At 71.1% G+C, this 23,367-nt stretch carries 25 protein-coding genes and 1 tRNA gene; 13 read left to right on the forward strand and 13 right to left on the reverse strand.

Annotation, left to right across the window (positions count from 1 at the left end; all coding sequences use genetic code 11):
- Window positions 1–114 precede the first annotated feature (114 nt).
- Window positions 115–191 (reverse strand) — tRNA-Pro (locus AC1DIW_RS17480).
- A gap of 135 nt (window positions 192–326) precedes the next feature.
- Complete coding sequence (locus AC1DIW_RS17485) at window positions 327–1,265, reverse strand: metallophosphoesterase (protein ID WP_442280885.1); 939 nt, start codon at window positions 1,263–1,265, stop codon at window positions 327–329.
- Between the two features lie 81 nt (window positions 1,266–1,346).
- Here AC1DIW_RS17485 and AC1DIW_RS17490 point away from each other — a divergent pair, with 81 nt between their 5' ends.
- Window positions 1,347–1,802, forward strand: a complete 456-nt coding sequence (locus AC1DIW_RS17490; RefSeq protein ID WP_478109759.1) for a GatB/YqeY domain-containing protein — start codon at window positions 1,347–1,349, stop codon at window positions 1,800–1,802.
- 72 nt (window positions 1,803–1,874) lie between these two features.
- On the opposite strand, the gene AC1DIW_RS17495 is transcribed toward AC1DIW_RS17490, so the two are convergent.
- Window positions 1,875–4,325, reverse strand: coding sequence for a transglycosylase domain-containing protein (locus tag AC1DIW_RS17495; RefSeq protein WP_478109761.1), 2,451 nt, complete (start codon window positions 4,323–4,325; stop codon window positions 1,875–1,877).
- 291 nt (window positions 4,326–4,616) lie between these two features.
- Between AC1DIW_RS17495 and AC1DIW_RS17500 the strand changes: the two genes are divergently transcribed.
- Window positions 4,617–4,922 (forward strand): WhiB family transcriptional regulator, encoded by a 306-nt coding sequence (locus AC1DIW_RS17500; RefSeq protein ID WP_478109763.1) that lies wholly within the window; start codon window positions 4,617–4,619, stop codon window positions 4,920–4,922.
- 45 nt (window positions 4,923–4,967) lie between these two features.
- Here AC1DIW_RS17500 and bagB read toward each other — a convergent pair whose 3' ends face one another.
- The 3 genes from bagB to AC1DIW_RS17515 form a co-directional block, all read right to left on the reverse strand.
- Window positions 4,968–6,143 (reverse strand): ArsA family ATPase, encoded by a 1,176-nt coding sequence (gene bagB, locus AC1DIW_RS17505; protein ID WP_442280882.1) that lies wholly within the window; start codon window positions 6,141–6,143, stop codon window positions 4,968–4,970.
- A complete protein-coding gene (bagA, locus tag AC1DIW_RS17510; protein ID WP_478109765.1) occupies window positions 6,140–7,180 on the reverse strand; it encodes an ATPase BagA in 1,041 nt (346 codons plus the stop codon). The genes bagB and bagA overlap by 4 nt, the downstream gene beginning before the upstream one ends.
- Window positions 7,181–7,308: 128 nt before the next feature.
- Window positions 7,309–8,079 carry an alpha/beta hydrolase family protein gene (locus tag AC1DIW_RS17515; RefSeq protein WP_442280880.1) on the reverse strand — a complete coding sequence of 257 codons (771 nt, stop codon included), beginning with the start codon at window positions 8,077–8,079 and terminating at the stop codon, window positions 7,309–7,311.
- Window positions 8,080–8,152: 73 nt separating this feature from the next.
- On the opposite strand from AC1DIW_RS17515, the gene AC1DIW_RS17520 reads away from it, so the two are divergent.
- The 5 genes from AC1DIW_RS17520 to AC1DIW_RS17540 all read left to right on the forward strand — a co-directional run bounded on the left by AC1DIW_RS17520 (window position 8,153) and on the right by AC1DIW_RS17540 (window position 11,112).
- Entirely contained in the window at window positions 8,153–8,308 is a 156-nt protein-coding gene (locus AC1DIW_RS17520; protein WP_142179199.1) for a DUF4177 domain-containing protein, read from the forward strand.
- Between the two features lie 11 nt (window positions 8,309–8,319).
- Window positions 8,320–8,784, forward strand: a complete 465-nt coding sequence (locus AC1DIW_RS17525) for a RidA family protein (RefSeq protein ID WP_478109767.1) — start codon at window positions 8,320–8,322, stop codon at window positions 8,782–8,784.
- A 48-nt stretch (window positions 8,785–8,832) separates the two neighbouring features.
- The gene (locus AC1DIW_RS17530) at window positions 8,833–9,645 is read left to right on the forward strand and encodes an NUDIX hydrolase (RefSeq protein WP_478109768.1); all 813 of its coding nucleotides are present in this window, start codon (window positions 8,833–8,835) and stop codon (window positions 9,643–9,645) included.
- A gap of 106 nt (window positions 9,646–9,751) precedes the next feature.
- On the forward strand, window positions 9,752–10,462 hold the full coding sequence (locus AC1DIW_RS17535; RefSeq protein ID WP_478109770.1) for an MBL fold metallo-hydrolase: 711 nt from the start codon (window positions 9,752–9,754) through the stop codon (window positions 10,460–10,462).
- A complete protein-coding gene (locus AC1DIW_RS17540; protein ID WP_478109771.1) occupies window positions 10,459–11,112 on the forward strand; it encodes a nucleoside/nucleotide kinase family protein in 654 nt (217 codons plus the stop codon). The genes AC1DIW_RS17535 and AC1DIW_RS17540 overlap by 4 nt, the downstream gene beginning before the upstream one ends.
- A gap of 57 nt (window positions 11,113–11,169) precedes the next feature.
- Here the strand turns inward: AC1DIW_RS17540 and AC1DIW_RS17545 are convergent, their stop codons facing one another.
- The 3 genes from AC1DIW_RS17545 to gntA all read right to left on the reverse strand — a co-directional run bounded on the left by AC1DIW_RS17545 (window position 11,170) and on the right by gntA (window position 13,491).
- A complete protein-coding gene (locus AC1DIW_RS17545; protein ID WP_030203573.1) occupies window positions 11,170–11,847 on the reverse strand; it encodes a Crp/Fnr family transcriptional regulator in 678 nt (225 codons plus the stop codon).
- Window positions 11,848–11,933: 86 nt separating this feature from the next.
- Window positions 11,934–12,524: a DUF1989 domain-containing protein gene (locus AC1DIW_RS17550; RefSeq protein WP_442280875.1), complete on the reverse strand. Its 591-nt coding sequence runs from the start codon at window positions 12,522–12,524 to the stop codon at window positions 11,934–11,936.
- A 58-nt stretch (window positions 12,525–12,582) separates the two neighbouring features.
- A complete protein-coding gene (gene gntA, locus AC1DIW_RS17555; protein WP_478109775.1) occupies window positions 12,583–13,491 on the reverse strand; it encodes a guanitoxin biosynthesis heme-dependent pre-guanitoxin N-hydroxylase GntA in 909 nt (302 codons plus the stop codon).
- Window positions 13,492–13,671: 180 nt separating this feature from the next.
- Here gntA and nth point away from each other — a divergent pair, with 180 nt between their 5' ends.
- The 4 genes from nth to AC1DIW_RS17575 all read left to right on the forward strand — a co-directional run bounded on the left by nth (window position 13,672) and on the right by AC1DIW_RS17575 (window position 17,254).
- On the forward strand, window positions 13,672–14,331 hold the full coding sequence (nth, locus tag AC1DIW_RS17560) for an endonuclease III (protein WP_344255962.1): 660 nt from the start codon (window positions 13,672–13,674) through the stop codon (window positions 14,329–14,331).
- A complete protein-coding gene (locus AC1DIW_RS17565) occupies window positions 14,328–15,071 on the forward strand; it encodes an NUDIX hydrolase (RefSeq protein ID WP_478109778.1) in 744 nt (247 codons plus the stop codon). Before nth ends, AC1DIW_RS17565 begins: the two co-directional genes overlap by 4 nt.
- Window positions 15,068–16,270 (forward strand): MarP family serine protease, encoded by a 1,203-nt coding sequence (locus AC1DIW_RS17570; RefSeq protein ID WP_478109780.1) that lies wholly within the window; start codon window positions 15,068–15,070, stop codon window positions 16,268–16,270. Before AC1DIW_RS17565 ends, AC1DIW_RS17570 begins: the two co-directional genes overlap by 4 nt.
- A gap of 183 nt (window positions 16,271–16,453) precedes the next feature.
- Window positions 16,454–17,254, forward strand: coding sequence for a GNAT family N-acetyltransferase (locus AC1DIW_RS17575; protein WP_478109781.1), 801 nt, complete (start codon window positions 16,454–16,456; stop codon window positions 17,252–17,254).
- 96 nt (window positions 17,255–17,350) lie between these two features.
- On the opposite strand, the gene AC1DIW_RS17580 is transcribed toward AC1DIW_RS17575, so the two are convergent.
- The 4 genes from AC1DIW_RS17580 to AC1DIW_RS17595 are packed head-to-tail and all read right to left on the reverse strand — an operon-like array spanning window position 17,351 to window position 20,872.
- On the reverse strand, window positions 17,351–17,743 hold the full coding sequence (locus AC1DIW_RS17580) for a universal stress protein (protein WP_478109783.1): 393 nt from the start codon (window positions 17,741–17,743) through the stop codon (window positions 17,351–17,353).
- Complete coding sequence (locus AC1DIW_RS17585; RefSeq protein WP_478109785.1) at window positions 17,740–19,290, reverse strand: tripartite tricarboxylate transporter permease; 1,551 nt, start codon at window positions 19,288–19,290, stop codon at window positions 17,740–17,742. Before AC1DIW_RS17585 ends, AC1DIW_RS17580 begins: the two co-directional genes overlap by 4 nt.
- On the reverse strand, window positions 19,290–19,835 hold the full coding sequence (locus AC1DIW_RS17590) for a tripartite tricarboxylate transporter TctB family protein (protein ID WP_442280868.1): 546 nt from the start codon (window positions 19,833–19,835) through the stop codon (window positions 19,290–19,292). Before AC1DIW_RS17590 ends, AC1DIW_RS17585 begins: the two co-directional genes overlap by 1 nt.
- A gap of 2 nt (window positions 19,836–19,837) precedes the next feature.
- A complete protein-coding gene (locus AC1DIW_RS17595; protein WP_478109787.1) occupies window positions 19,838–20,872 on the reverse strand; it encodes a Bug family tripartite tricarboxylate transporter substrate binding protein in 1,035 nt (344 codons plus the stop codon).
- Window positions 20,873–20,973: 101 nt separating this feature from the next.
- On the opposite strand from AC1DIW_RS17595, the gene AC1DIW_RS17600 reads away from it, so the two are divergent.
- Window positions 20,974–22,683: a sensor histidine kinase gene (locus AC1DIW_RS17600; protein ID WP_478109788.1), complete on the forward strand. Its 1,710-nt coding sequence runs from the start codon at window positions 20,974–20,976 to the stop codon at window positions 22,681–22,683.
- Complete coding sequence (locus AC1DIW_RS17605) at window positions 22,683–23,354, forward strand: response regulator (protein WP_478109790.1); 672 nt, start codon at window positions 22,683–22,685, stop codon at window positions 23,352–23,354. Before AC1DIW_RS17600 ends, AC1DIW_RS17605 begins: the two co-directional genes overlap by 1 nt.
- Window positions 23,355–23,367: the final 13 nt, after the last annotated feature.

Raw genomic sequence — 23,367 nt, forward strand, 5'->3', positions numbered from 1 at the left:
GTTCGACGGGCGTCGTCGTCGTGCCCCTGCTCGCCAGTCACTGCTGGGGGTGCAGCCACATGACGAAGGGCCTGGTGGAAGGCGACGTTCTCGCTCTCCACCAGGCCCTTCGGATGGTCGGGGTGACAGGATTTGAACCTGCGACCTCTTCGTCCCGAACGAAGCGCGCTACCAAGCTGCGCCACACCCCGGTGCTGCATCTGCCGTGGTCCGTGGACCGGAGGCAGCAAGCAGAGATGCTAGCGCAGCCTCCCGTCCATCTCCGAATCGGGTCGCGCTCACGCACCGGGTCCCGTGCCCGGTGCCGCGCCGATACGGGGGTCGAGTCAGCCCTGCGAGCGGGGGACGAGCGTCAGGAGCGTGGCCTCGGGACGGCAGGCGAGACGTACGGGGGCGGTGGGCGCCGTGCCGAGCCCCGCGGACACCTCGAGCCACGCGGCGCCTTCCGGGGCGTGTGAGGAGGGCGTCCCGCCGGCACCCGGCCACCAGCGTGACAGGCCCTTGACGCGACCCGTGTCGAGGTCGCAGTTCGTCACGAGGGCGCCGAAGCCGGGCACGCAGACCTGCCCGCCGTGCGTGTGGCCAGCCACGATGAGGTCGGCGCCGTCAGCGGCATACGCGTCGAGCACCCGCAGGTAGGGGGCGTGCGTCACCGCGAGCGCCAGGTCGGCGTCGGGTGCGGCTGGTCCGCCCACGAGGTCGAGGCGGTCGTAGCCGAGGTGCGGGTCGTCGACCCCGCGCACGTCGATGCGCAGGCCGCGCACGGTGATGGAGTCGCGACGGTTCGTCAGGTCGATCCAGCCCCGTGAGCCGAGACCGCGCAGCAGGTCCGCGGTGGGCAGCCGCAGGGTCGTGCCGACCCCCTTCGCGTGGTTGCGGGTCAGGTAGCCCAGCGGGTTCTTCAGCTTCGGCGCGAAGTAGTCGTTGGACCCGAGGACGAAGACCCCGGGAATGCCGAGGAGGGGTTCGTATGCGTCGAGCAGCGACGGCACCGCGTCGTGTGCCGCGATGTTGTCGCCCGTCGTGATGACGAGATCGGGGTCGAGCGAGGCGAGGCTGCGCACCCAGGCCTGCTTGGCCCGCTGGCGCGGCAACAGGTGCAGGTCCGACAGGTGCAGGACCCGCAGCGGGGGAGCCTCGTCGGGCAGGACCGGCACGTCGAAGCGGCGCAGCACGAAGGCGTTGCGCTCGACGAGTGAGGCCCAGCCGAGCACCCCTGTGCCGGCCATCCCCAGTCCCAGCACGGTCTTGGTCACGGCACGCATGGGCCCCATCCTCGCATCCGCGCGCAGCCACGACGTCCGAGCGCAGCGAGGCCGTGTGGCCCGACCTGACAGACTGGACGCATGACCACCCTCAAGGAGCAGCTGCAGTCCGACCTCACCTCCGCGATGCGCGAGCGCGACCAGGTCCGGGCCGGCTCGCTGCGGATGGCCCTCACCGCCGTCACCAACGAGGAGGTCGCGGGCAAGGAGCACCGCGAGCTGACCGACGACGACGTCCTCAAGGTCCTCACCAAGGAGGCCAAGAAGCGCCGCGAGGCCGCCGAGGCCTACACCGGCGCCGGTCGAGCGGAGCTCGCTGACAAGGAGGAGGCCGAGCTGGCCGTCCTCGAGGCCTACCTGCCGAAGCAGCTCGGCGACGAGGAGCTCGAGACGATCGTCCGCGAGGCCGTCACGGCCTCCGGAGCCAGTGGTATGCCGCAGATGGGCCTCGCGATGAAGGCTGCCAATGCCGCCGTGGCCGGCCGCGCCGAGGGCGGCCGCGTCGCGGCCATCGTGCGCCGCGTCCTCGCCGGCTGACGCCGGACCGAGAGGGAGCCGACGACGACGAAGGCCCGACGCGGATCGCGTCGGGCCTTCGTCGTCACGGGGTCAGCCGCCGGGGGGCGGGGTCGGCTTGCCTGGCTTGCCCGGCTTGCCCGGCTTGCCACCGCCGCCCGTCGGGGTCGGGGGTGGCGGAGTGGTGACGGCCGGCTGGGGAGCAGGGGGCGTCTGTGGCGTCTGCTGCTGCTGGCCGCCACCGCCGCGCGAGGTGTAGATCGTCACGAACGTGCCGCTGGGCGCGCTCCCGTAGGGCGAGGTGCCGGCGACGAGGCCGCTGGGCACCGACGATCCCATGGTGCCTCCCACGCCAGCGGGATACCCGGCGGCCTGGAGGGTCGCTATCGCCTCAGGGACCGACAGCCCCGTCACGCTCGGAATGACACCCGGGGGCGTCCCGGTGCCCTGCGTGAACTTGGCTGAGGGCTCCGTGAACGGCACGATCGGCTGGCCCTGGAGGGCGCCGTTCATGATGCCCTTCCAGATCGGGGCGGCGATCGCGGCACCGTGCATGACGGGGTAGAAGGTGCCACCGACGGTGACGTTCTTCATCACGCGGGAGATGGGGTCGTAGGGCGTGCCGACCCAGACGGCCGTCGCGAGCTGCGGCGTGTAGCCGACGAACCACGACTCGTTGTTGTTGTTGGCCGTACCGGTCTTGCCGGCCGACGGGCGCGCTCCACCATCGAGCTGGTTCCGGATGCCGGACCCGTTGGTCATGTTGTACTCGAGGAACTTGTCGGTGGCGTGCACGACGTCGGGGTCGACGACCTGGGTGCACGTCGTCTTGGGCTCGGCCAGCACCTTGCTGCCCTGCGTGACCTTGGTGACCGCGATCATCGAGCACTTCTTGCCGTCGGCGGCGAGGACGCCGTAGGCCTGCGCCACTCCCTGCGGGGAGACGTCGGAGGCGCCGAGGATGTACTGCGGCGCGTACTTGCCGACCGGCTGCCCGTCGGACTGGTGGAGGCCGAGACGGAGCATGGTGTCGCGCACCTTGCAGCCACCGAGCTGCTGCGCGAGTGCCACGAAGGCGGTGTTGGTCGAGAGCGCGGTCGCCTTCATGAGGCTGATGCTGCCGCCGGGCCAGAACGTGTCGTTGTCGACGTCCCACGTGCTGCCCGGTCCGCAGCCGCCGGGGAAGTCCTTCGGCTGGTAGGCCGCCATGTGACCGTTGCCGGCCGCCTTGGCGTTGACGCTCGCCTGCAGCGTCATCCCGGACTCCATGGCGGTCACGAGGGCGAAGGCCTTGGCCGTCGAGCCGAACTGGAAACCGCCGGAGCCGCCCCAGCGCTGGTCGAGGGCCCAGTTGATGCCCGTCTTGCCGGACGACTCCTTGTCCACGGTGTAGGTCGTGTTCTGGGCGAAGGCGAGCACCTTGCCCGTCGAGGGATCGGAGACGTAGGCCGCGGCGCCGACGCGGGACGGGTCGCCGATCGGCACCTTCTTGGTGAGCTCCTGCTGGGCCACCTGCTGCACCCGCGGGTCGAGAGTGGTCTGGATCGTCACGCCGCCGCGGTAGAGCATGCGCTTGCGCTCCTCGACGGTCTTGCCGAGCTCGGGCATCGCCAACGCGTAGCTGACGATGAAGTCGCACCAGTAGGGGTAGGGCGACGCGAGGCACGTGCTCTTGGGCTGCTGCACGCGCATGTCCTGCTTGAGGGTGCGCTTCTTCGCGTCGAGCCACTGCTTGTCCGTGATCCGGCCGAGCTCGTGCATGCGGTCGAGCACGACGTTGCGGCGAGCCACCGCCTTCTTCGGGAAGTTCACCGGGTCGGTCGTGCCGGGGTTCTGCGTCAGCCCGGCGAGGAGCGCTGCCTGCGAGAGGCTCAGCTTGTCCGCGTGGACGCTGAAGTAGTGCAGGGATGCCGCCTCGACGCCGTAGGCGCGGTCGCCGTAGTAGACGAGGTTGAGGTAGCCCTCGAGGATCTGGTCCTTGGTGAGCTTCTTCTCCAGCGTGATCGCGTACTTCAGCTCCTTGAGCTTGCGCATGTAGTCCTTCTTCACCGCTGCAGCCGCCGCCTGCTTGTTGCCGGAGTTGAGGGCGGAGTACTGCAGGGAGATCTTGACGTACTGCTGGGTGAGCGACGACGCTCCCGAGGTCGTCGCTCCGCTGCGGATGTTGGAGATCGCCGCACGCAGGACACCCTGGAGGTCGACCCCGCCGTGCTCGTAGAAGCGGTGGTCCTCGATCGCGACCTGGGCCTCACGCATGATCGGCGCGACCTTGCTCAGCGGCACGATGGTGCGGTTCTGCTCCTGGGGCGTCGCGATGACGGAGCCGTCGGCCGCCAGGATGCGCGAGGTCTGGGCGAGCGGGTCGGTCGTGAACTCGCTGGGGAGCTCGTTGAAGACGTCGACGCCGCTGCGGGCGAGAGCGCCCGTGGCGCCCACCGCGGGCATCACCAGGCCGGCGGCGAGCAGTCCGAGCACGAGCGCGGACGCGAGAAACGCGCCGAGCAGGCTGATGACGCCGCCGATCGAGGTAGTGCGTGAAGACATGGGGCCAAGGGTAACCGCTAGCTCTATGGCCACCGGGTTTGTGCGTGGGCGCGGTGCGGCCGGTGCGGGCGGTGTCGCTGTGGCGTGAGTGAGCTGTCCGGTGACCACCACAGGATGGTCAGGTGACTAGTCACCTTCTCGCCTAAATGATGCATAGAGGCTATGTCGGACCGGGCCGCACGCTCGTAATGTCTCGTTTGGGCCTAAGGGGGGTCCGCGTGATCAGGATCGGTGGGACGGTCCGGGTCTGCTCGGTGTCATGGGAGGTGCCGAGCGGGGAGGGGTAACACAATGAGTGCTGTCGTCATGGTGGATCCGTGGGTGGACGAGTGGGCCAGTCAGGCCAGTTGTTCCGGGGCGGACCCTGATGCACTGTTCGTCAGAGGCAAGGCCCAGCACGACGCGAAGGCCGTCTGCAAGACGTGTCCTGTCCTCGCGCAGTGCCTGGCCGAGGCCCTCGACAACAAGACCGAGTTCGGTGTCTGGGGAGGCATGACCGAACGCGAGCGTCGAGCCCTGCTGCGCAAGCGGCCGGACATCACGTCGTGGAAGTCGGCGCTCCGGGCAGGCATGGCCTCCCAGAGCAAGCACCTCTGAGGCGATTCAACACGTGAACGGGGCCGTGACCACCCGCTGGGTGCGTCACGACCCCGCAAGCGCGTGCCCGATCTCGCGCAGGCCGTCGAGGTCGTGGACGTCGCGTCCCAACGCCGGCACCTGCACCACGGGTATGCCGGGGTGTGACCGTGAGAAACGGTCGGCCAGCTCGCGCTGACGCTCGGCCGTCCGGACGAGCGCTGCGTGCAGCCGGAGCAGGCCGGCGGCGTTCGAGGCCGACTTCGGGCCGCCGCCGTCCTCGAGGGACTCGGCGGCGGCGAGTGCCCGCGACGGGCTGATCCCGGTCGCCGATACTCGCCCGATGCGGTTGACGACGAGCCCGGCCAGCGGCATACCGTCCGCTTCGAGGCGGTCGACGAAGTAGGACGCCTCGCGCAGCGCGTCCCGCTCGGGTGCGGCGACGACGAGGAAGGCCGTGCCCTCCTCGGAGAGCAGCCGGTAGGTCTCGTCGGCGCGCTCGCGGAAGCCGCCGAACATCGTGTCGAGGGCGTTGACGAACGTCTGGACGTCCGTGAGCATCTGACCGCCGAGGATCTTCGTCATCGTGCCGGTCACGAGCTGCACGCCCACGCCAAAGACCTTGAGGCCGGCGCGTCCACCGGCCTTGGCGGGGGCGGTGAGCAGCCGGATGAAACGCCCGTCGAGGAAGCTGCCGAGCCGGTTGGGGGCGTCGAGGAAGTCGAGGGCAGATCGCGACGGTGGGGTGTCGACGACGATGAGGTCCCACGGGGCGTCCTCGGTGCCGGCGCTGGCCTTGAGCTGGCCGAGCTTCTCCATGGCCATGTACTCCTGCGTGCCGGCGAAGGAGCTGCTGACGGCCTGGTAGAAGGGGTTGGCGAGGATCTGCTCGGCCTTGTCGGGCTCGGAGTGGGCCAGGACGACCTCGTCGAAGGTCCGCTTCATGTCGAGCATCATCGCGTGGAGGCTGCCGCCTGCCGTCGTGTCGATGTCGGTGACCGGACGGGGCGTGTTGTCGAGCGCCGTCAGCCCGAGCGACTGGGCGAGACGGCGGGCGGGGTCGATGGTCAGGACGACGACCTTGCGTCCCGACTCGGCCGCCCGGAGGCCGAGCGCCGCGGCCGTCGTCGTCTTGCCGACACCGCCGGAGCCGCAGCAGACGACGATCTGGGTGCTCGGGTCGTCGATGAGGGCGTCGACGTCGAGGGCCGGAGCCTTGCTCGAGACCGGGCCCGGGCTCATGCCTCGACCCGTGCGGTCGCGGAGTGACGGACGAAGAGCGGCACGAGCAGGTCTGCGAGCTCGCGCACCGAGCCGGAGTCGACGCCGGCCGGCAGCGCGGGAAGCTGGACGATCGGCAGGCCCGTGGCTTCGAGGAGCGCGAGCTGTTCGCGCTCGAGGTCGATGCGTTCGGCGTGGTCGCGGGCCTCCTCGAGCAGGCCGTCGACGAGTTCGGGCGTCGCGCCGACACCTGCCTCGGCGAGCTGGGTGCGGATCGAAGCCTTGTGCAGTCGACCCTCGCGCGCCTGGTCGAGCGCGACGTCGTCGAGGAGCGGCTCGCGCACCATGTTGACGATGACAGCGCCCGGGTGCAGACCCTTGTCGCGCAGCTCCTCGATCGACTCGAGGGTCTCCTGCACCGGCATCTCCTCGAGGAGGGTGACGACGTGGACGACCGTCTGGTCCGACTGGAGCAGACGGGTGATCGAGGTGGCCTGCGAGGCGATCGGTCCGACCCGCGCGAGGTCGGCCACCTCGGAGTTGACGGAGAGGAACCGGCCGATGCGCCCCGTCGGCGGTGCGTCGAGGACGATCCCGTCGTAGACCGGGGCGGAGTCGCCCTTGTGCCGACCGTCGCGGCGGCGCCGGTTGGCCTCGTAGATCTTGCCGATGAGCAGCACGTCTCGCACACCGGGGGCGATGGTCGTCGCGAAGTCGATGGCGCCGAACTTCTCGAGCAGCCGGCCTGCACGGCCGAGCTTGTAGAACATCTGGAGGTACTCGAGCAGGGCGGCCTTGGGGTCGATGGACAGGCCGACCACCTCACCGCCTCCGGGGAGACGCAGGATCCGGGTCTCGTCGGTGCCGAGCGGTGGCACGTCGAACGTCTGGCTGATGCCCTGCCGGCCCTCGACCTCGGTGAGCAGCACGTGGGCAGGTGACGAGGCGAGGGCCAGGGCGATGGCCGAGGCGACGGTGGTCTTGCCGGTGCCGCCCTTGCCCGTGACGACGTGCAGTCGCGCGCCCGCCCACGGTGCGGCGTCAGGGTCCGTCGTCACGGGTTCCACCATAGGGCGGCCCGACTCCCGATCCGTCCCGACCCCGCGGCGTGCGTCACTGCTGCGTGGGGCGCAGCACTGACGTACGGAACGGGGGCTGCGGGCGGCGCTCGCCCACCGGCCCGGCGTCAGGGCGCTGACGTGAGTGAGTGGACGGCGGCAAGGACGTGGCTGAAGGCGGGCGTCGTCGGATCGATGACCGCGAAGTGGTCGGCGCCCTCGACGAGGTCCACGCTCACGTCGCCGCCGGCCGCCTTCGCCGTGGCCACGTAAGCGTCGGCGACCGCGGGCGGCACGGTGTCGTCGTCAGCGCCGTCGACGAGCCGCACCGGCACCTTCGGCGGCAGCGTCGACATCGGGTCTGCGGACCGCCAGGCCTCGGTGCCCGGCCCTGACCCGACGAAGTCGCGCGTCGCGTCGGAGCCCAGGTGCATCCGGTCCGCGGTTCCGAGGTCGACGACCCCGGCCAGCGACACGACACCCGCGACACCGCGCTCGCGGGCCCACGACTGCCCGGCCACCCAGGTGACGAGCTGTCCGCCGGCGGAGTGACCGACGAGGACGAGGGGCTTGGGCAGGTCGGCCTGCAACGAGATCGACGCGAGGAGGTCGCGCACGTCGTCGAGGGTGCCGGGGACGCCGCCACCCGGCATACCGACTCGGCGGTACTCCGCGAGCACGACGTGGTAGCCGACCGCCGCGAACGCCTGGGCCTCGGGGCGTGCGTGTTCCCGGTCGTACTGCTGACGCCAGAAGCCGCCGTGGACGACGACCACCGTGCCGGCAGCGGCGGGGGCGCCGGGGGACGGCGGGATGACGTCGTAGACCTGCGCGGGGTCATCGCCGTAGGAGCGAGTCGTGGCCCGCGCGGGGGACGTCTGGTCGGGGCGGCTGCTCATGGGCGTCATGGTGTCACCGGTGCGGCCGACGCACCCGCCGAGAGCCGTCAGCGCACTGAGTAGGGTGAGGGCCATGACCCAGTGGGAGTACCTCACCGCACCGCTTCTGATCCACAACACCAAGCAGATCCTCGACAACTTCGGGGCGGACGGGTGGGAGCTCGTCCAGATCGTCAACGGTCCCGACGGCACGAGCCTCGTCGCCTACTTCAAGCGTCCGAAGTCCTGAGGAGCCGTTCCATGTCCGCTGTCGAAGACCGCCTGTCCGAGCTCGGCCTCACCGTACCCGAGGTCGTGCCGCCCGTCGCCGCCTACGTCCCCGTCGTCCGTGAGGGCGACCTCGTCTTCACCTCGGGCCAGCTGCCGATGGTCGACGGCTCCCTCGCCGCGACCGGCAAGGTCGGCGCCGACGTCGACGCCGAGACCGCCAAGTCCCTCGCCGCCACGTGTGCCCTCAACGCCATCGCGGCCATCAAGTCCGAGATCGGTGACCTCGACGCGGTGACCCGTGTCGTCAAGGTCGTCGGTTTCGTCGCCTCCGACCCGGCCTTCACCGGCCAGCCCGGGGTCATCAACGGCGCGAGCGAGCTGCTCGTCAAAGCCTTTGGTGACAAGGGGATCCACGCCCGTTCGGCCGTCGGCGTCGCTGCGCTCCCGTTGGACGCACCCGTCGAGGTCGAGGTCATCGTCTCCGTCGCCCGATGATCGGTGCGTGACCGGCGCATGACCGGCACCGTGAACCGACGGTTCTCGTTGACCACCACGCCGGGCATCTCCGACGCGGCCTCCCGCTGGCTCGCCGGCGAGCGCTGGGACGAGGCGCCACCCCGACGCGCGAGCACCGTGATGCTCCTGCGCGACGGGGACGCCGGGCCCGAGGTCTTCATGCTCAGGCGGGTCTCCGGGATGGAGTTCGCGCCGAGCATGATGGTCTTCCCCGGTGGCGGCGTCGACGAGCGCGACAGCGAGACCGGCCTGCCCTGGGCCGGCCCGGCGCCGGCCGAGTGGGCAGAGCGGCTCGGCTGCTCGCCAGCGGAGGCGCAGATGTACGTCGCTGCGGCGATCCGCGAGGTCTTCGAGGAGTGCGGCGTGCTGCTCGCGAGCCCGTCCGCGAGCGGGCCGCTGGCCCGGGTCGACGACCCCGAGTGGCGCGACATCCGGCTCGCTCTCGTCGACCGCCGGCTCTCGCTCGCCGACGTCCTGCACGACCGGGGGCTCGTCCTGCGGTCCGATCTCATCGTTGCCAAGGCGCACTGGCTGACACCGGTCTTCGAGCCGCGCCGCTACGACACGTGGTTCTTCGCCGCGCTCATGCCTCCCTTCCAGGTCGCCGACGGGGAGACCACCGAGGCCGACCACGCCGACTGGTTCGTCCCGTCGGAGCTGCTGAGGGCGTATGCCGCGGGCTCGGCCCTCATGCTCCCGCCGACCGTCATCTGCGTGGAGGAGATCCGCGACGCGCCTTCTGCTGCAGCGGTGGTCGTGCACAGCGACGAGCTGCCGCTCATCATGCCCGAGGTCGTCGACGGCCCCGACGGGGCCGCCATGGAGATCGTCGAACGATGAGGTGCGGGGTGGGGCGTCGGTGAAGGGCGGAGCGGCGGATCCTGCCTGGCATGGCGGCGCGACGACCGTGCGTGCCGAGTGCGTGCTGTGCCCCAACCCCTCGCCGATGACCCTCGACGGCACCAACACGTGGCTGCTCGCCGAGCCAGGGTCCGACGAGGTCGTCGTCGTCGACCCGGGCCCGCTCGACGAGAGCCACCTCCAGGCGGTGCTGCGCCGCGTCGAGGAGTCCGGTCGTCGCGTCGCCCTCACCCTGCTCACCCACGGCCACGACGACCACGCCGAGAGCGCTGACCGCTTCCACCAGCTGACCGGTGCGCCGGTCCGGGCGTTCGGGCGCGGCCACGACGACCTGCGCGCCGGCGAGACCATCACGGTCGGCGGCCTCGAGATCCTCGCCGCCCCGACGCCCGGTCACACGAGCGACTCCTTCTCCTTCGTCCTGCCGGCGGACAACACGTTGCTCACAGGCGACATGGTCCTCGGTCGCGGCACGACCGTCGTCGCGTGGCCCGACGGCAGCCTCGAGTCCTACCTCATCTCGCTCGACCGCATCGAGGCCCTGACCCGGTCCGGGGCCGTCACGAGCCTCCTCCCGGGCCACGGGCCGTTCGTCGCCGATGCCGCCGCGACCGTCACCTTCTACCTGCGGCACCGCGCGGAACGGCTGGACCAGGTGCGAGGCGCGGTCGCCCGAGGTGCGCAGACGGCATACGACGTCGTCGAGCAGGTGTACGCCGACGTGCCACGGAGCGTCTGGCCGGCGGCCGAGCTGTCGGTGCAGGCCCAGCTGGAGTACCTCCGCGAGCACGGATGAGCATCGGGCAGCTCGCGGACGCGGCCGTGGCGCTCGTCGGTGACCGGCGCCGGGCCCTGCTCGGCATCGCGGGGGCGCCGGGCGCGGGCAAGTCGACCCTGGCCGACGCGCTCGTCGGGGCCGTCGCCGCTCGGAAGGGGGCGGGCTGGGTCGCGCACGTGCCGATGGACGGCTTCCACCTCGCCGACGTGCAGCTCGACCGGCTCGGGTCGCGCTCGCGCAAGGGTGCTCCGGACACGTTCGACGCCGATGGCTATGTTCACCTGCTCCGGCGCATCGTCGACGAACCCGACTCGTGGGTCTACGCGCCCGGCTTCGACCGCACCCTCGAGCAGCCCCTCGCCGCTGCGGTTGTCGTGCCGCCGTCGGCGCGGCTCGTCGTCACGGAGGGCAACTACCTGCTGCTTCCCGAGGCTCGCTGGGAGCGGGCGCGCGAGCACCTCGCCGAGGTCTGGTTCGTCTCAGGGGACGACGACGTGCGCCGGTCGCGCCTCGTCGAGCGGCACGTGACCTTCGGCAAGGAACAGGCGCAGGCCGCGGCGTGGGTCGATCAGAGCGACGAGGCCAACGCGGTCCTCGTCGCTGCCGCAGCGGATCGTGCCGACCGGATCGTCGTCAACGGCCCGGACGGCTGGGTGCTCGAGCGCTGAGCACCGTGCTGCTGGGCAACCTCGAGCGACCGTGCTGCTGGGTCGAACTCGCCGTCCTCAGCGAGCGCGGCGCTTGAGCCGCTCGACGTCCTGAAGCAGTACCGCGCGCGCCTCGAGCCGCAGCCAGCCGCGCGTGGCGAAGTCGGCGAGTGCCTTGTTGACCGTCTCGCGGGAGGCGCCGACGAGCTGCGCGAGCTCCTCCTGGGTGAGGTCGTGGGAGACCATGATGCCGCCCTCGACCGGACGCCCGAAACGTTCGGACAGGTCGAGCAGCGCCTTGGCCACGCGACCGGGGACGTCGGTGAAGACGAGGTCGGCGAGGTGGGCGTTGGTGCGGCGCAGGCGCTGGGCGAGCGCAGCGAGCAGGGTCTTGGACACCTCCGGGCGCCCGGTGAGGATCGCCGTCAGGGACTCGTTGCCGAGACCGAGCAGCTGCGTCTCCGCGACGGCGGTGGCCGTCATCGTGCGCGGGCCCGGGTCGAAGAGGCTGAGCTCGCCGAACATCTCGCCGGGGCCGAGGATGGCGACGAGGTTCTCGCGGCCGTCGGGGCTCGTGCGGCCGAGCTTGATCTTGCCCTCGGCGATGACGTAGAGCGTGTCACCCCGGTCGCCCTCGTGGAACAGCACGTCGCCGCGCTCCATGTGCGACCGGCTCATCTCCGACTGCAGCGCGGAGGCCGCCTCGTCGTCCAGAGCCTTGAACAGGGGGGCGCGCCTCACCACGTCGAGATCCACGGGGTCAGTGTGCCACGTCGTCCGCGCGGTCACCCCGCCACCATGGGCAACTCGCGCTGCGGGTCGAACGCGCGCGCCCCGCGCGGTCAGTCGTCGATGCTGAAGTCGATCGGCTTGCACACGCCGTTGTTCGACTTCTCGGCCGAGCAGGCGGTCAGGCCGACGACGAGGTCGGCCTCGGCCCGCAGGACGAAGCGGTCCCCGGCCCGCGAGGTCGGCGGGTCGATGTGCAGCTCGCCGTTCCGCTCGGCCCACACGTTCATGAAGATGTTGAGCGTCGTCGAGATCCGGTCGGGGTCGACCCCGAAGCTCGCCATGTTCGTCGCCAGGTTCTCGAAGCAGCTCGGGTGGTAGGCCCCCTCGAACTCCGGGTAGAGCAGGTCGAACGTCTGCTGCGAGCACGGCGTGAGGAGCAGGTCGTGGTGCCCGCAGGTGTCCTCGACGACGGTGGCCATCGGCCGGCTGCGGTTGCTGTAGAGCACGCTGCCGGTCGTCACGGCGGTCGAGTTGGCGTAGTCGATGGTGCGTCCCGAGCTCAGCCACTCGTCACGGTCGTCGTCCATGACGGCGAAGAAGTCGCTGACCTGCTCGCCCGTCGGGTCCACGACCGTGAGGCGCTGCCCGGCACGCAGGAGGAAGGCCGTGCCGGTCTGGGGGGCAAGCCGCGTCAGGGTCATCCCGTCACGGTAGCCGCCGGGTGGCTGGACCACCGGCCCGCCCGGTCCGAAGTGCCGGTCAGTCCTGCCGGGTCGTGCGTCCTGAGAGATCGTCATGCCTGTTCCCCTGGTGAGTGTCGGAAGGTGTGCCGGTGTGGTCGAAGGTGTGGTCGAAGGTGCGGGCGTCGAGGTGCTCGTCGAGGGCGATGTCGGCGGCTGCGTTCACCTCGAGCGGCGGCTCCCAGCCGTTCGCGTGGTGACGCCCGGAGTACTGCAGCGCCTCGGTGCTGTCGCCGTGGTCGGCGACCATCGGGTTGATGAAGCCCTGGAGGTCCTCGTCCCGCCGCCGGATCGTGGTGCGCATGCCGTCGAAGCGGCCCTCGGCGCGAAGCTCCTCGAACTGGGCGTGCGGGTTGAAGACGAGGGTCGGCAGCGGTGCCCGGCGCGCCACGCGCGACGCATCCGGGTGCAGACCGACGATGAAGTACGCGCTTCCGCCGGCGCTGAAGGCGAAGTGGGGGTCGTTGGGGTCAGAGCCCACCCCGGGCGCCCACGACTCGTCGTCGGCGTCGTGCAGACGCTGGAGCAGCCCGAAGAGTGAGGCCTCGAAGTCGGCCTCGCTGCTCGGCAGGGGTCCGCGGAAGGTCGCGATGAAGGAGTGGAAGCCGCCCTCGCCCTCGATGGCGGACGCGAAGGCGCGCAACCGCTCGAGGAGCTGCGCGGGGACGTCGGGGCTGGCCATGTCGTCGAGGACGACGTGGGCCAGGTTCCCGCGCCGGAAGACGGACTTGGCGCCCAGGCAAGGGAACTCGGCGTGCGTCACCATGAGCTCCAGGGACCGGACGACGTCGGCCTCGGACGCGTGCGCCAGGTCCATGTCGGCGAGCAGGTCGAGGGTCGTCTCGAGCCCGTGGTGCTGGTCGTCCGGCACGTGCAGCCGGACGGTTTCCGTCGGCGTCGGTGCTTGCGTGCGCGTATCCGTTGACATGTCGGACTCCTCTCGTGCACGCAAGACGTACCCACCCGGGGTTTCCCTCACGCGAAACCTTGTACAAGGGGACGCGGAGCTCGGGACCCAGCCGGGCGGCATACAGTGTCGTCCGTGTCCCCCCGAGCCCTCGTGGTCGACGACGAGACCCCGGTCTCGCGCACGCGCCGCGCCCGCAAGATGTACCGCTCCCTCCACGAGCGCTACCCGTACGCGCACTGCGAGCTCGACTTCTCGACGCCGCTCGAGCTGCTCGTCGCGACGATCCTCTCGGCGCAGACGACGGACGTCGGGGTCAACAAGGTGACACCGATCGTCTTCGCGAAGTACCCGACGGCCGCGGACTACGCGAACGCCGACCGCACCGAGCTCGAGACGATCATCCAGCCCACCGGCTTCTACCGCGCCAAGACCGACTCGCTCATCAAGCTCGGCATCGCGCTCGTCGAACGTTTTGACGGCGAGGTGCCCCCGCGCCTGAAGGACCTCGTGACGCTGCCCGGGGTCGGCCGCAAGACGGCGAACGTCGTGCTGGGCAACGCCTTCGACATCCCCGGCATCACGGTTGACACGCACTTCGGTCGCCTCGCCCGCCGCTTCGGCTGGACCGAGGAGGAGGACCCGGTCAAGGTCGAGCACGAGGTCGGCCGGCTGTTCATGCGCAAGGACTGGACCATGCTCAGCCACGTCGTGATCTTCCACGGCCGCCGCACCTGCCACGCGAAGAAGCCGGCGTGCGGGGCGTGCCCGGTCGCGCGCTGGTGCCCGAGCTACGGTGCCGGCGAGACCGACCCGGACAAGGCGGCGAAGCTCCTGAAGTACGAGCTGGCGCCGAAGTGACCGACGTGGTCAGCCGGATCGCGTATGCCGGCAGGTCCGGTTCCATCGAGCCCTCCCCGACGCTCGGGGCGGGGACGGTCGCGCGCCCCGCGTGGATGGACGACGTCGCAGTGCGGCTCGAAGGCCTTGCCCCAGAGTGGTTCTCACGCTTCCTGCCCCCGGAGGAGGGCGGCCGGGAGTCGGCGGTGCTCATCCTCTTCGGGCCACCGCCCGCGGGCGCCGACGACGACGGTGAGCACGTCGTCCTCATCGAGCGCTCGCACACGATGCGCACCCAGCCGGCCCAGATCGCCTTTCCCGGCGGCTCGCGCGACCCCGAGGACGACGACCTCGTCGCGACGGCCCTGCGCGAGGCCGAGGAGGAGACGGGCGTCGATCCGGCTGGTGTCGAGGTCGTGGCGCAGCTGCCCTCGCTCTTCCTCGCGCCGGCGCAGTTCGTCGTGGCGCCGGTGCTCGGGTGGTGGGCGCAGCCCTCGCCCATCGGGGTGCGTGACCCTGCCGAGGTGCACGACGTGCTCTCCGTGCCGGTGTCGCACCTCGTCGACCCGGCGACGCGCTTCTCCGTGACGCACCCCTCGGGCTACGTCGGGCCGGGCTTCGACCTCGACCACCTGCTCCTCTGGGGTTTCACGGCCGGGCTCATCAGCAGCGTGCTCGAGCTCGGCGGTCTCGCGCAGCCGTGGGACGCCGACGTCCTGCGACCGCTGCCGGATCGCTACCTCGCGGGGAGGCGCCCGTGAGCGGCAGCGTCCTCCTCGACGTCGCCCTCGTCCTGCTCCTGCTCGCCTACGCGTTCTCGGGGTACCGGCAGGGGCTCATCCACAGCGTCTTCTCGCTCGTCGGCTTCTTCGCCTTCGCCATGATCGCGGTGTGGCGGCTGCCCGACTTGCTCGCCCACTGGCCGTCCGTTGCCGACAACGACCGCACCCGGGTGATCGTGCTCCTGCTCGGCGTCGTCGCCTTCGGCTGGCTCGGTCAGTTCCTCGGCGGTCTCGTCGGGGGTCGCATCAGGCAGCGCGTGGGCCAGACGTCGCTGCGTCGCGTCGACTCGGTGCTCGGTGCGGTCGTCGTGACGCTCGCGGCGAGCCTCATCATCTGGTTCCTCGGCGGGGCGCTGCGCACGGCCGGCAACCCCGCTCTGTCGAAGGCCATGGCCGAGTCGAAGGTGCTCCAGGTCGTCAACTCGGTCGTCCCCGAGGAGACCGGTCAGGTCTTCGCTGGCTTCCGCGGCTTCCTGTCGAGCCAGGGCTTCCCCCAGGTGTTCGGCGGCCTTGCGCCTGAGCCCATCACGCCGGTCCCGGCTCCCGACGCGGCGGTCGCGCGGTCGCAGGCGATCCGCACGGCAGGTCGTTCGGTCGTCAAGGTGACGACCCAGTCCCAGTCCTGCCAGCGCGGACAGGAGGGCACCGGCTGGGTGCTGTCCCCGGGACTCATCGTCACCAACGCCCACGTCGTCGCGGGCGCCGACGAGGTGCGCGTGCAGGGCGGCGACGAGACGCTCCGCGCCCGGGTGGTGGTCTTCGACCCGCGGCGCGACCTCGCGGTGCTCAGTGTGCCGGGGCTCCCGCTACCTCCGCTCCAGCTCGGCGGCGAGCTCCAGCGCGGCGACTCCGCGGCCGTCCCGGGCTACCCGCTCGACGGTCCGTATCACGTCGTCTCGGCCCGGGTGCGCGCCAAGCTCGACGCCCGCGGGCTCGACATCTACGGCCGCGAGCGTGTCGTGCGCGAGATCTACTCGCTCGCGGCGGTCGTGCAACCCGGCAACTCCGGTGGCCCGCTCCTCGACACCAACGGCAGGGTCGTCGGCGTCATCTTCGCCAAGTCCCTCGAGGACAACGCGACGGGCTACGCCCTGACGCTCGCCGAGGCCAAGCCGGTCCTCGACGAGGGCACGTCGGCCGGGGCCCCGGTCGCCACCGGCGCCTGCGTCTCCGGCTGACCTGCCTGCGCCCACCACGCGACGCCACCCCGCCCGACCTGAACCGTCGAGAGGCCACATGTTGTCGGGGTGACACCGTCGAGAGGCCAGAGGTGGTCGGGTGTCCGTGGCCTTTCGACGTGGGGCAGGCGGCACAACGTGGCCTCTCGACGGTTGGGGTTGGGGGTGCGTCATGATCAGGAGATGCGTCTCGACAGCCCCGGCCTGACCACCGACCTCGAGCTGCTCCGGCTGCAGGGATCGACCGTGACCGACCACGGTGACCACCTCGTCGTGCGGACCGAGGCCAACCCGACCTTCTGGTGGGGCAACTTCGTGCTCGTCCTGGGCGAGGCGCGCTCAGCAGAGGTCGACCGGTGGGTCGCGCGCTTCGAGGAGGAGTTCCCCGACGCGCAGCACCGCGCCGTCGGCTTCGCCCAGGACAGCGGCGACACCGACGCCTGGGCGGCGCGCGGCTGGGAGGTCGAGAGCGACGTCGACCTCGCCACGACGGCGGTGCCGACGGCCGCGGACGCCCCTGACGGCATTCCGGCGCTGAGCGCCGGCTCCAAGCTCCGGGCGCTCGCGACGGACGACGACTGGGATCAGTCGGCGCAGGTCGGTGCCCGCGACACCTCCGAGGCGCAGCGCGAGGGGCGCCTCGTCTTCGAGCGGCGTCGCGTCGCCGCCCAGCGCGGCCTCGTCGCGTCCGGGCGCGCCCGATGGTTCGGGGCGTTCCACGGTGACCGGCTCGTGGCCCGGCTCGGGATCGTGCGGCTCGGCGACCTGGCCCGCTACCAGGAGGTCGTGACGCTCGAGAGCCACCGGCGGCGCGGGCTCGCCGGCGCGCTCGTCCGGGCCGCGGGGGAGTGGGCATTCGAGGACCCGGCGGTCGGGCAGCTCGTCATCGTCGCCGAGGACGGAGGTCCGGCGATCGGGCTCTACCAGCGGGCCGGCTTCGCCGAGGTGGCCCGCCACGTCGGCGTCTCGCGGCCTCCGGCCTGATCCCCCAGACGTCGAGTGCCCACGTCCCCACGCGGGGGACATGGGCACTCGACGGTGTGGCTGGAGCCGGCGCTCAGCGCCGGAATGCCGTGTGTCTCAGTCCGCCTTGACGGCGAGGACCGGGCAGGTGGCGTCGAGGAGCAGCCGCTGCGCGGTGGAGCCGAGGAGCAGCTTGCCGACGGCGCTGCGGTGCCGGACGCCGATGACGAGCATCCGTGGGTTCTCGCTGTCGATGACCTCGAGGATCTGGTCGGCGGGGTCGGTGCCGTGCTCGATGCGCCGCACCTCGTGCGACACGCCGGACTCGGCGAGGTCGGCGTCGAGACGGTCCAGGTCCGAGCTTGCCGCGCGGTGCGCGTCGACGAGCTTGTCGTCGCGCGACATGTTGAGGACCAGGACCGACTCGTCGTGCGCCTTGGCCTCGGCGATGGCGGCGGCGAGGGCCGCCTCGCCCTGCGGGGTGGGGATGTAGCCGACGAGGATGCTCATGCCGTCACCTCCGCAGCGGTGGGGACGGCTGCTGTCGTGCCGGAGCCCGGCCCGCCGTCGTGGTCGCGACCGCGGCTGCGCAGCTTGGCGACGAGCGGCCACAGGAGCACGATCGCGATGATCGCGAAGCAGACCCAGGCCACCGGACCACCGACGAGCCCGCTGATGTCGCCGCCCGAGAGCTGGAGCGACCGACGGCCCTGCAGCTCGGCCAGCGGCCCGAGGATGACGCCGATGATGAGCGGCAGGACGGGCAGCCCGAACCGGCGCAGCGCGAACCCGACGAGCCCCAGCCCCAGGAGGAGGAAGAGGTCGAACGGCTGGGCGTTGACGGCATACGCCCCCATCGAGGCGAAGAAGAGGATGCCGGCGTAGAGGTAGGGGCGCGGGATCTGGAGCAGCTTGGCCCAGGCGGGTGCGAGCGGCAGGTTGAGCAGGAGCAGCATCGTGTTGCCGACGAAGAGGCTCGCGATCAGGGTCCACACGAGGACCGGCTGCTTCTCCATGAGCAGCGGTCCGGGCTCGAGGCCCCAGCCCTGCAGGGCCGCGAGCATGATGGCCGCGGTCGCGTTGGTCGGCAGGCCCAGCGCCAGCATCGGCACGAGGGTGCCTGCAGCAGAGGCGTTGTTGGCGGCCTCCGGCCCGGCGACGCCCTCGATGGCGCCCTTGCCGAACTCCTCGGGACGCTTCGAGAGCTTGCGCTCGGTCATGTAGGACAGGAACGTCGGGATCTCGGCGCCGCCGGCGGGCAGGGCGCCGAAGGGGAAGCCGAAGGCGGTGCCGCGCAGCCACGGCCTCCACGATCGGCCCCAGTCGTCGCGGCCCATCCACGGCCGACCGACAGGGATGACGCCGGCGGCCTTGCGCCGCAGGTGGGCCGCCACCCAGAGCGCCTCGCCGACGGCGAAGATGCCGACCGCGACGACGACGACGTCGATGCCGTCGGCGAGCTGGGCGACGCCGAAGGTCATGCGCTGCTGCCCGGTGACCTTGTCGATGCCGATGACGCCGATCGAGAGGCCGATGAGTAGGGCCGCGAAGCCGCGGATGCGGGAGCTGCCGAGCACGGCGCTGGCGCCGACGAAGGCGAGCAGCATGATCGCGAAGTACTCCGGCGCCCCGAGGCTGACCGCGAACTTCACGACCTGTGGCATGAGCAGGGCGAGCAGCAGCGTGCCGATGGTGCCGGCGATGAACGAGCCGATGGCGGCGGTGGCCAGGGCCTGCGCGGCCCGGCCGGCCTTGGCCATCTTGTTGCCCTCGATGGCCGTGACGACCGAGGAGGACTCGCCCGGGGTGTTGAGCAGGATCGAGGTCGTCGAGCCGCCGTACATGCCGCCGTAGAAGATGCCGGCGAACATGATGAGCGCCTGGGTGGGCTCGAGGCCGTAGGTGACGGGCAGCAGCAGCGCGACGGTCATGGCGGGGCCGATGCCCGGCAGGACGCCGACGGCCGTGCCGATCGTGACGCCGATGAGGGCGAAGAGCAGGTTCATCGGGGTCAGGACGTGGCCGAACCCGTCGATGAGGTTGGCGAAGTTGTCCATCAGAGAATTCCTTGCAGCACGCCGGCGGGCAGGTTGACGTCGAGCCCGATGGCGAAGGCGTAGAAGGTGGCGAGCGCGAGGCCCAGGCCGATGAGCAGGCCGCGCACGTGGTGGCGGTTGCCCAGGGCGAAGGCCGAGCCGGCGAAGAGGATCGTGCCGCTGATGACCCAGCCGAGCGGCTCGATGAGCACGGCGTTGAGGATGAAGAAGGCGGCGAGCAGGCCGAGCGTCTTCCAGTCGGAGCCGGTCGAGAGGTCGACGTCCTCGCCCTCCTCGGCACTGCCGACGCCGCCGCGGAAGACGTCGACGGCATACAGCACGGCGGTCACGAGCAGGAGGAGGCCGAGGATGATCGGCACGGGGCGGGGGCCCACGGGGTCGTTGCTGCTCGTCGCGTGCCCGATGCGGGCGGCGTCGGCGAGCAGGAGGACGCCGAGGACGGCGAGGGCCGCGCACAGGCCGTACTGTGCGCGGTCCCTGCCGGTCTTCGTCGTGACTCCGTCGCGAGTGGCGTCGGGCAGCGAGTCGGACGTCGTGTCGGACATCGTCAGCTCGCGAGCCCGAGGGTGGTGAGGATCTCGGCGACCGATGCGTCCTGCTCCTTGAGGAACGTGCCGAACTCCGGGCCGGTGACGAAGGCGTCGGTCCAGCCGCGCTTGGTCATCTCGTCCTTCCAGCCCTGCGAGGCATGCATCTTCGTCAACGCGTCGATCCACGTGGCCTTGTCGGCCTCGGAGATGCCGGGAGGGGCCACGATGCCGCGCCAGTTGGTGAAGACGAGGTCGATGCCGGACTCCTTGAGGGTCGGCACGTTCGGCAGGGCGGCGATGCGCTTGTCGCTCGTCACCGCGAGGACCTTGACCTGCCCGGCCTTGACCTGGTCGAGGAACTCGCCGAATCCGCTGGCACCGAAGGAGATCTTGTCGCCGATGAGGGCCGGGAGGAGCTCGCCGCCGCCGTCGAAGCCGATGTAGCTGACGGTCTTGGGGTCGATGCCGACGGCCTTGGCCAGCTGCATCGGGAGCAGGTGGTCGGGACCGCCGGGCGACGAGCCGCCGCCGACGTTGACCTTCTTGGGGTCGGCCTTCCACGCCGCGACGAGCGCCTTGACGTCCTGGTAGGGCGAGTCCTTGGGCACGACGATCGCGCCGGCCTCCTCGATGAGCTTGGCGATCGGGGTGGTGTCGTTCAGCGTCGCGTTGCTCTTCTGCGTGTAGGCGGCGCCGACGACGCCCAGGCCCATCTGCATGGCGAGCTTGCCGTTGCCCTTCTCGTTGACGGTGCGCTGCAGGCCGACGGTGCCACCGGCACCGGGGAGGTTGAAGACCTGGATCGCGCTCGTGATCTTGGCGGCCTCCATGACCTTCGCCGCGGTGCGCGCGGTCGTGTCGTAGCCGCCACCGGGGGCGTTGGGGACCATGATCTGCAGGTTGTTGGCGGGGGAGCCGCCGGCGGCGCCGGTGGCTCCGGCTGCGGTGTCGTCCTTCTTCGCGGTCGCGCCGCAGGCCGAGAGGGCCAGGGCCGTGACGCCGACGGTGACGCCGAGCAGGACGGACCTGCGGGCGGGAGTGCGAGTGCTCATCGTTGAGGTCTCTTTCGCGTTCTGTGGCTGGAACGGCATGATCGTGGCCTGCGCCACGACGCCGTGTCGCCCTTGTGTCAGCAATGAAGGTTGAGTTCGTTTTGGTCACGCAGAGACCGGGCCGCTTCGGTCGCCTCTCCCTCGCCGGGCAGCTGCTCGTCGTGCAGATGGTCATCCTCCTCGGTGTCCTCGTGACGGTCGCGCTCGTCTCACTGGCGCAGTCGGACGCGACGTTCACCCGCACCGAGGGCCGTCGGGTCTCGGCGATCGCGGAGCAGCTCGCGAGCACCCCCATCGTGCGCACCGAGATGGGGCCGGGCGGTGTCGTCAACGTCCTGCCGGCCGTGGTGCAGTCGGTCGTGACGCAGTACGACGTGACCTCGGTGACGATCGCGGACGCCGACGAGGTCGCGCGGGTGTCGTCGGACCCGACGATCGACAAGACCCGCATCCCGCTCGGCGCGCCGGCCGTCGGTGAGGGGGCGAGCTGGACCGGGGTCATGGACGTCCGCGGGGAGCGGATGCTCGTCGCGCAGAGCCCGCTGCTCTACACGCCGACGAGCTCGTCGGAGTCGGCGCCGCTGCCCGTCGGCGCCCAGCTCGGCACCGTCATGGTCGCCGTGCGTATGCCGTCTGCCTGGGACCGTCTGCAGGGCAACTCGTCGTACCTGCCGACCTACCTCGGCATCGCCCTGGTGCTCGGCGGCGTCGGGTCGTGGCTGCTCGCGCGGCGGATCAAGCGGCAGACGCTCGGGCTCGAGCCGGCGGAGATCACCGGGCTCGCGGAGAGTCGTGAGGCGATGCTCTTCGGCCTGGCGGAGGGGGTGGTGGCGCTCGACACGAACGAGCGGATCACGTTGGTCAACAACGTCGCACATCATCTGCTGGACCTCCCGGAGCACGCGGTGGGGATGCGCCTGGACGACCTGCCGATCGGGCCGCGGCTGCGGGACGTGCTGCGGGGTGTCACGGACGAGAACGAGGCCGGTGACGGTGCGAGCGAGGCCGGCGCGTCGCGCGACCAGGTGGTGCTGCGCCGGGGACGGGTGCTCGTCATGAACCGCATGGAGGTCACCAAGGACGGTCGGCCGCTCGGGTCGGTGACGACCTTGCGTGACCGGACCGAGCTCGCCGACCTCGAGCGCGAGATCGGCTCGTTCCGCAGCACGACGGAGCTGCTGCGGGCGCAGGCCCACGAGTTCGCCAACCAGCTCCACACGATCTCGGGGCTCATCCAGCTCGGGGAGTACGACGAGGTCGTGGGTTACGTCGACTCGGTGAGCGAGCACCGCGCCCAGCTCGACCTCACCGTGTCGCGTCGGGTCCGCGACACGGCCGTGACGGCGCTCGTCATGGCCAAGGCCGCGCAGGCCACCGAGCGTCGCGTCGAGCTGCGGGTCTCGGACGACACCTCGCTCGGGCGCATCGGTCCGCGTGACTCGGCCGACGTGGCGGCGGTGGTCGGCAACCTCGTCGACAACGCCATCGACGCGGCGGCATCGTCCGAGGGCGACGACAAGTGGGTCGAGCTGACGATCCGGCAGGACGCCAGCTCGCTGGAGGTGAGCGTCGTCGACTCGGGTCCGGGCATCGCGCCCGAGGTCGTGACCGAGGTCTTCACCCACGGCTACACGACGAAGGCGGCCCGGGCGGGGGAGCGCGGCATCGGGCTGGCGCTGACACGCCTGATCTGTCAACGTCGGGGCGGCGAGGTCGAGGTCGAGAGCACCCCGACGGGGGCGAAGTTCGTCGCCCGCCTCTCCGTCGAGGCCGTTCCCGTGCTCGTGCCCCTGACCAGCGAGGAGAAGTGATGACTCGGGTGCTCGTCGTCGACGACGACTTCATGGTCGCGCGGATCCACCGGGGTTTCGTCGAGCGCGTCGACGGCTTCGAGGTCATCGGCACGGCACGCACCGGCGACGAGGCGCTCGCCCTCGTCGCCTCGCTGCAGCCCGACCTCGTGCTGCTCGACCTCTACCTGCCCGATGCGTTCGGACTCGACGTCGTGGCGCAGCTGCGGGCAGCGGGCGAGACGTGCGACGTCCTCGTCATCACCGCGGCGAAGGAGGCCGACGCCGTGCGCGGCGCGGTGCGGCAGGGCGTCGTCGGCTACCTCCTGAAACCCTTCGCCTTCGCCGACCTCGAGCAGCGCCTGCTGACGTATGCCGCCGAGCGGGCCCGCGACCTCGGCGACGACCTCACGCAGGCCGAGATCGACGCGGCGTTCACGTCGCAGCCGGTCGGGCGGGGGCCCCTCGCGGTGCTGCCGAAGGGGCTCAGCGCGGAGACGGCGGAGTCGGTCGAGCGGGCGCTGCGAGAGTCACGAGAGACGTTGTCGGCGACGGAATGCGCTGAGATCGTGGGGATCTCGCGCGTCAGTGCGCGGCGCTACCTCGAGCACTTCGTCTCCTTCGGACAGGCGGAGGTGACGCTCCGCTACGGCTCCACGGGCCGACCCGAGCGCCGCTACCGCTGGCTCTGAGCCACGACCAGAC

This window comes from Terrabacter sp. 01T434 (assembly GCF_056398545.1).